The following is a 6,661-nucleotide window of genomic DNA, read 5'->3' as shown; positions in this document are numbered from 1 at the left end:
CTGCTCGCCGACGCCGAACGGCTCGCGCACGAGGCCGACGAGCTGCTCGCCCTGGTGCCGTCGACGGCCCAGCGCCTCACCGATGCCCTCGCCGCGCTCGACGCCCTGCGGGCCGACGCCCGCACCGCCCGCTCCGAGGCGCTCGCCGACCTGGATGATGCGCCCGACCCCGGCACCGCGGCCGCGATCACCGCCGCGGTCGCCGACGTCGACGACGCTCTCGCCGCGACCGGCGGGGATGCCGCGCACCATCCCGTGGCGGCGCTCGACCGCGTCCGCGGCGCGATGGATGCGCTGGAGGTCGCGCTCGCCGCGAGCCGCACCCAGGCGCAGCGACTCGCCCACGCGCGGGAGGCCTACGCGGGCGCCCGGGTGTCGGCGCAGTCCCAGCTCGCCGCGGCCCGGGCGGCGCTCGGCCGCGGAGGCAGCGCGGGTGCCCGTGCCAGACTCGCCGAGGCAGAGGAGGAGCTCGCCCTGGCCGAGCGCTCGACCGACCCGGTGGAGGCTCTCGACGCCGCCCGCCGCGCGATCACCCACGCGCGCGACGCCGAGATCCTCGCCCGCTACTAGCCCGCCGCCGCTCCCCTCCGTGCCAGATCTGACGCGCATGGGCGCTCAGCCGCGGGCAAAGCGCCCCTTCGTGTCAGATCTGGCACTAGGAAGCGAGCATCGCGCGCTAGGCGCCGTTTTGGAGGTAGGTGACGACGGCGAGCACTCGGCGGTGGTCCTCCCCCGTGTCGTCGAGCCCGAGCTTGGTGAAGATCGCTGACACGTTCTTCTCCACCGCGCCGACGCCGATGTGCAGGGTCTGCGCGATCGCCGCGTTCGTGCGGCCCTGCGCCATGAGCTCGAGCACCTCGCGCTCGCGCGGCGTGAGCGCGTCGAGCGGGTCATGCCGCCTGGCCATGAGCTGACTCACCACCTCAGGGTCGAGAACGGTTCCGCCGGCGACGATGCGATGCAGGGCATCCCGTACGTCGTCGAGGCTGACGACGCGATCCTTGAGCAGATAGCCGAGACCTGCGCTGCCGGCCGCGAGCAGCTCATGCGCGTAGGTGAGCTCGACGTACTGCGAGAGCAGCAGAATCGCGATATCGGGATGCACCCGCCGCAGCTCGAGCGCCGCACGCACCCCTTCGTCGCGGAAGGTGGGCGGCATGCGCACGTCGAGCACGACGGCGTCGAGCTCGATCGCGGGCACCTCGGCGAGCAGCGTCTCGGCGTCGCCGTACGCACCGACGACCTCGAACCCTGCGTCGCGCAGCACGCGCACCAGCCCTTCGCGCAGCAGCACCGAATCATCGGCGACCGCGACGCGAAGGGCTGGCATGGGGTCAAGCCTAGGCACGCGGCTCGCGCTCGGCCGCCGGGTCGGCAACGGGGGCGGATGCTCCGCTCACGCCGGCGAGCGGCAGGGTCGCACGCACGACGGTGGGGCCACCCTCCGGGCTGTCGATCGCGAGCTCGCCGCCGAGACCGTGCGTACGGTCGCGCAGGCCTTCGAGACCGTGGCCGGTGCGCTCGATGGCACCGCCGACGCCGTCATCGCTCACGGTGATGATGAGCACGCCGTCCGCCGCGACCACCGAGAGCGTGATGCCGCTCGCCTGCGAGTGCTTGGCGGCGTTCGCAATGAGCTCGCTCGCCACGAAGTAGGCGTTGCGCGCGACCTCGTCGGGCAGGTTGGCCGTCGCACCGAGCTGCGACTCGAGCGCCACGGGGATGCTCGAGCGGCTCGCGAGCGACTCGAGTGCGGCGAAGAGTCCGCGATCGAGCAGCAGCGGTGGCGCGAAGCCCCGCGAGAGGTTGCGCAGCTCGTCGAGCGCGTCCTGAGCCTGGCGGCGGGCATCCGTGACGAGGCCTCGCGCCTCCTCGGGGTTCTCCGCGATGCGGCGCTCGGCGGCGGCGAGGTCCATCTGCAGGCGGATGAGGCGCTGCTGCGGGCCGTCGTGGATGTCGCGCTCGATGCGGCGCAGGGCGCTGCCCTCGGCGGCGACGGCCGCCTGGCGCGACGTGAAGAGGCTCGATACCTGCTGCTCGAGCTGCTCATTGCTGAAGCGGCCGAGGAAGGGGCGGGCGATGGCCGCGTGCAGCCAGGTGAGGCCGCGCAGCACGTAGGGCAGGGTGAGGATCGCGATGACTCCGAGCACGACCGCGATGACGGCGATGGTGGGGGCCGCATCGCGGATCCACTCCGTTTCGACGAGGACCTCACCGCGTTCGGTGTCGAATGTCCAGCTGCCCACTTCGAAGGGGTTTGAGCCGAGGAACGCGGCGCGAATCGGCACCGCGATTGCGGTGATGAGCAGGGTGAACCACACGGTGAGCACGACGAAGCTCACGGTCGCGATGATCGGAGCGATGACGGCGCCGTGCAGCAGCGCGAGCCAGTAGCGGCCGTTGGCGAGGGGGCGCAACCAGCGCTTCCACCAGACGGCTGTCGGGTCGCTCGTCCACGCCGGCGCGGTGATCGGGGTCTCGCCGGAGAAGCGCAGGCGGGCGATCTCGAGCGCTCCGGCGTAGCGCGCCAGCAGCAGCGTGAGCGAGAGGATGAAGACGCCGACGACGAAGACGATGAGTCCTGCGGCGCCGGAGACGAGCGAGGTCAGCGCAGCGCTGACGATGACGGCGATGAGGAAGGTGGGAATGAGGTAGCCGAGCGCGCGGGGTACGCGACGCCAGACAGCGCCGTAGCTCCAGCTGTCGGGCACGGCGGGTGCCGTCGATGCGGTCGCCGGCGGCGCGGAGGTGGGGGATGCGGTGGTCATGGTTTTCTCCTGAGGTCAGACTGCCACGGCGCGGGGTGCGGCGCGGTGACTCCAGCCTCGTGACGCTCGCCCTCTGTCACCATGCAGCCCACCCACCAACCTTCGGGGGGTTATCCCCCCTCCCCAGCGCGGCAGATCTGGCGAAGAGGGGCGCTCACGCTCGGGCATCGCGCCCATATGGGTCAGATCTGCGCCTGGGGGGGGCTAGGGCAGCTCGAGCGTCACGACCGTGACTGCGAGGGTCACGTTGATGGGCGCGACCCACTCCTCGAGGGCGGCACGCACGGTGGAGCGCTCCTGGTGGAAGGCGTTGGGGCCCATGAACACCGCGTCGAGGGCCTGCTCGATCGACAGCGGCAGGCGGGCGCGCACCTCACGAGCAGAGACGAGACGGGCATCCGGGATGCTCGCCGCGACCTCCTCCGCCTTGCCAGCCGGCACGCGCATCAGCTTGAGGCCGTGCTGCAGCTCGCGCTGGTGGTCGCCGTGCGGCACGACGAGCACGGCGCGGCCGCCGGGGGCGAGGATGCGCCGAACCTCCGCCGCAGCGCCGGGCGAGAAGATGCGCAGCGCGACGGCGACGGACGCGTCGCGTAAGGGGATGCCCGTCCACACGTCGGCGCTCACCGCTGCCAGGCGGGCATGGGCGCGGGCGGCGATGCGCACGGCAGCGGCCGAGGCGTCGAGCACGATGCCGCGCAGCGTGGGGCGCGCGTCCAGCACCCGCGCCGCGTACCAGCCGGTTCCGCCGCCGAGGTCGGCGAGCCAGCCGCTGGCACTCTCCGGCACGGCGTCGAGCACGGCGGCCGCGACGGTGTCGTGGAAACCGTCGGCCTGGAAGCGCTCGCGCGCCTCGAGCATGTCAGGCGTGTCGCCGGTCGCGGGGGCGCCCTTGCCTTTGTGCGCGGCGCGCAGGCTCAGGTAGCCCTGCCGGGCGCGGTCGAAGCGGTGGCGGTTGCCGCACTCCGCTCCCCCGTCGGCCGGGGCCAGCGGCTCGCCGCAGCTCGGGCACTGCAGAAGGTCGAAGGCCGCGTCGAGGGTGGTCACGCGCGCAACGCTACGCGGTCGCCGGCCGCCGCGTGCGCGCGGTCGCTGTGGCTGGCGCGCGTCGAGTCGCTACTGGGGCAGCGCGACGGGGCGCCAGCGGTGCGCCGGCTGGCCTGTGACGGGCAGGTCGACGAGGAAGAGCATGCCTGCACCGGGGTGGCGCTCGACCTCGGCCGGGCTGAGGACGAGGCTCGCGGTCGTCACGAGCGCGCGGTTCAGCGAGCTGCCGACGAACGCCAGGCTCGTGACGTGCGGAACGTCGATCGCGATGTCGCCGTGCGGGTGGCCCAGGGCATCCAGATGGCGGATGCCGTGGCCTCCCCACAGCGCCACCCAGAGGCCGCCCTCCGAGTCGACCGCCATACCATCCGGCGTCGCATCCTCGATGCGCGCGAGCACGCGTCGCGCACCCGCCGCGCCCGACTCGTAGTCGTAGGCGCGCGCGTAGACGACGTTCGCGTCGCTGTCGATCGAGTACAGAGTGCCGCCGTCCGGCGAGAAACCGAGGCCGTTCGACAGGCCGAGATCGTCGTCCAGGGTCGTCACGTTGCCGTCGTGCTCGAGGCGCAGCAGCACGTTGCCGGTGTGGTCGTCGGTCAGGCTGAGCCCGCCCACGATGAGCCGGCCTGCCGGGTCGATGATGCCGTCGTTGAAGCGCCGCCCCTCGGGCAGCAGCTCGCGCGAGGTGGTGACGGTGCCCAGAGCGTCGACGAGCGCGAGCCGGCGCTCGAGCGCGACGAGGAACTGCGCGTTGCCGAGCCGGAACGCGCAGCCGACGCGCTCCTCGAAGTCGAGCGTGCGGATGACGTCGACGCGGTCATCCGCGTCGGGGCGCCCGACGAAGACACGCCCGGCCTCGATGTCGATCCAGCTGACGGTCGCCGTCGCAGTGTCCCACGCGGGCCCTTCGGCGAGTACGTGGCGGTCGGTGTCGAGCATCGTGACGGCGGTCATGCCTCCACCCTACGAGCCCGGGCCTCGGCGGCTCCTCTGTACGAGGCGGGCGACCACGCGCGCTCCGATGAGAACCTCCATGACGGCGGCGGGGCGGATCCAGCGCGAGCGCGGCAGGTCGACCATGCCGCCGCGCGCGAAGCTCGCGACCGTGAGCGCCCCGACGGGTAACGCCCACGCGGCGAAGGTCGCAACCTGCCACGGGCGGCTCGACTCGTAGCGGAGGGTGAACCACGTCCACAGCGCGGCGTCGGCCAGGTAGTCGCCCTGGGTTCCGAAGCGGGTGACGGTGCCCGTGCGGCGGGCGAGCTTGCCGTCGACGAAGTCGGTGGCGAGGGCGAGCACGGGCACGGCGGCGCCGAGCCGCTGCGCGGCCGCCGGTAGTGCTGCCCGCGCGACGGTGAGCAGGTTGGGGGCACCGAGCGTGCGGCGCTGCTCGAGCATCCCGAGATGCGTGACGGTCATGATCCAGCTGGTGACGAGCCAGGCGCGACCGTGCGGGTGCGCGAGAGCGCCGATCGCGAGGTGGATGGCGGTCGCCTCGGCGACCGCGACGGGCCTCCTGCGGGCTTCGAGGAGGCTGCGTCGCGTCGCGTCGTATACGAAGCGTCCGAGCGCGCGCGGCCCGAACCCGTCGGCCTTCAGCCCGCTCAGCAGCGCCTCGGTCGCGGCGCGGCTGTCAGAACCTGTGAGGGCCGCCTGTCGTGCGCGCCGCACCCGTCTGAGGGCCCGCGCGCGCACCGCTGCCCGTGCTGCTGCGGCGTCCGTCATCGCGGCCTCCCTCGCTCGTCACCCTATCTTCGGTGCCCTGCCGCGAAGAAGAGGGGTCGGGGAGGCCGCGACGGGCCGGGGTGGAGCGGTCGTCGCCGCGGGGCGACGACGGTGGAATCGGCTCAGCGCCCTGTCGCGTCGGGGGCGCGCTCGACGCTGCCGCGCCAGGCTCCGCCCTCGAAGCCGTTGTGCTCGATGAGGTCTTTGAAGCTGCGCAGGTCGCGGTCGATCTGGATGTCGTCGATCTGCAGGAGCGAGCCGATGCGCTCGACAGCACCGTGCGGCTGCCAGGTGAGCTGCAGAGCGACCTTCGTGGTGTCTTCGCTGAGCCGGTGGAAGGTCACGACCCCGGCGTGCTCCTCGCCCGCTGTCGAGTTCCAGGCGATGCGCTCGTCGGGCGTCTGCTCGACGATCTCGGCGTCGAACTCGCGGGATACGCCGGCGAGGGAGACCTCCCAGTGGGTGTGGGTGTCGTCGACCTGGCGCACCGCGTCGACGCCTGACATGAACTGGGGGAAGGTTTCGAACTGCGTCCACTGGTTGTAGACGGTGGAGATGGGAAGGTCGATGTCGATCTCTGCGCGAACAGTGCTCATGGCGTGCTCCTGTCGGGGACGGTGTCGCGTCGAGGTCGTCGACGCGCGGTCGATTCCACGCTAGGCGGGTCATCCCGTCGCAGGGAGGGGGTTGACTTCTGCGGTCGCCGGGGGCGATGCACTGTCACACGGGGAATCCTCATGAGATGCGAACAGTGACGATCTGTCCTACTATCGCCCCTCGTGGGTGATATCCGTCAGCACCTCAGTGTGAATGTCGAGCAGTACTGCCAGCGCATGAAGATGCGCGACGATGTGGACGCTCCGCGCGAGGTCGAGCACATCGCGTTGTTCCGCAGCATGCGCGACGCCGCACGGGCCGCCCGTGACCTCGAATCGCACGGCTACCACGCCGAGGTGACCCGTCGGCAGTGGACGAAGGCGCGACTGCGGGCGACGAAGAATGCCGCGGTCGACGTCGACACCGCTGATGCGATGACGGAGGAGGTCTACACGATCGTGTGCGACCACCACGGCGACTACGACGGCTGGGCCGCGCCGGTTCTGGCGCGCGGCTAGGCCGAG

The 6,661-nt window shown here is 72.1% G+C and carries 7 protein-coding genes and 1 pseudogene; 2 read left to right on the top strand and 6 right to left on the bottom strand.

Translation table 11 applies throughout. From position 1 onward, the window contains the following. A pseudogene (locus RJQ01_RS11945) lies at positions 1-570 on the top strand (hypothetical protein); the annotation flags it as partial. Positions 571-676: 106 nt separating this feature from the next. On the opposite strand, the gene RJQ01_RS11940 reads toward RJQ01_RS11945, so the two are convergent. From RJQ01_RS11940 to RJQ01_RS11915, 6 genes are all read right to left on the bottom strand, one after another. Next, positions 677-1,330 (bottom strand): response regulator transcription factor, encoded by a 654-nt coding sequence (locus RJQ01_RS11940; protein WP_350476948.1) that lies wholly within the window; start codon positions 1,328-1,330, stop codon positions 677-679. Positions 1,331-1,340: 10 nt separating this feature from the next. Beyond that, positions 1,341-2,768 (bottom strand): sensor histidine kinase, encoded by a 1,428-nt coding sequence (locus tag RJQ01_RS11935; RefSeq protein ID WP_350476947.1) that lies wholly within the window; start codon positions 2,766-2,768, stop codon positions 1,341-1,343. 204 nt (positions 2,769-2,972) lie between these two features. Next, positions 2,973-3,815, bottom strand: coding sequence for a putative RNA methyltransferase (locus tag RJQ01_RS11930; protein ID WP_350476946.1), 843 nt, complete (start codon positions 3,813-3,815; stop codon positions 2,973-2,975). Between the two features lie 69 nt (positions 3,816-3,884). Then, positions 3,885-4,769, bottom strand: coding sequence for an SMP-30/gluconolactonase/LRE family protein (locus RJQ01_RS11925; protein ID WP_350476945.1), 885 nt, complete (start codon positions 4,767-4,769; stop codon positions 3,885-3,887). A gap of 9 nt (positions 4,770-4,778) precedes the next feature. Beyond that, complete coding sequence (locus tag RJQ01_RS11920; protein WP_350476944.1) at positions 4,779-5,540, bottom strand: CDP-alcohol phosphatidyltransferase family protein; 762 nt, start codon at positions 5,538-5,540, stop codon at positions 4,779-4,781. Positions 5,541-5,662: 122 nt separating this feature from the next. Continuing rightward, a complete protein-coding gene (locus tag RJQ01_RS11915) occupies positions 5,663-6,136 on the bottom strand; it encodes an SRPBCC family protein (protein WP_350476943.1) in 474 nt (157 codons plus the stop codon). A 183-nt stretch (positions 6,137-6,319) separates the two neighbouring features. Here RJQ01_RS11915 and RJQ01_RS11910 point away from each other — a divergent pair, with 183 nt between their 5' ends. Further along, positions 6,320-6,655, top strand: coding sequence for a ribonuclease E inhibitor RraB (locus RJQ01_RS11910; protein ID WP_350476942.1), 336 nt, complete (start codon positions 6,320-6,322; stop codon positions 6,653-6,655). Positions 6,656-6,661: the final 6 nt, after the last annotated feature.

Origin of the sequence: Microcella sp., from assembly GCF_040286215.1 — a bacterium.
GTDB lineage: Bacteria > Actinomycetota > Actinomycetes > Actinomycetales > Microbacteriaceae > Microcella.
This window is presented reverse-complemented; position numbering and strand designations above follow the sequence as displayed.

Coding starts and splice junctions, on each gene's coding strand:
- RJQ01_RS11940 (WP_350476948.1), bottom strand. CDS start 1,330: ATGCCAGCCCTTCGCGTCGCGGTCGCCGATGATTCGGTGCTGCTGCGC.
- RJQ01_RS11935 (WP_350476947.1), bottom strand. CDS start 2,768: ATGACCACCGCATCCCCCACCTCCGCGCCGCCGGCGACCGCATCGACG.
- RJQ01_RS11925 (WP_350476945.1), bottom strand. CDS start 4,769: ATGACCGCCGTCACGATGCTCGACACCGACCGCCACGTACTCGCCGAA.
- RJQ01_RS11920 (WP_350476944.1), bottom strand. CDS start 5,540: ATGACGGACGCCGCAGCAGCACGGGCAGCGGTGCGCGCGCGGGCCCTC.
- RJQ01_RS11915 (WP_350476943.1), bottom strand. CDS start 6,136: ATGAGCACTGTTCGCGCAGAGATCGACATCGACCTTCCCATCTCCACC.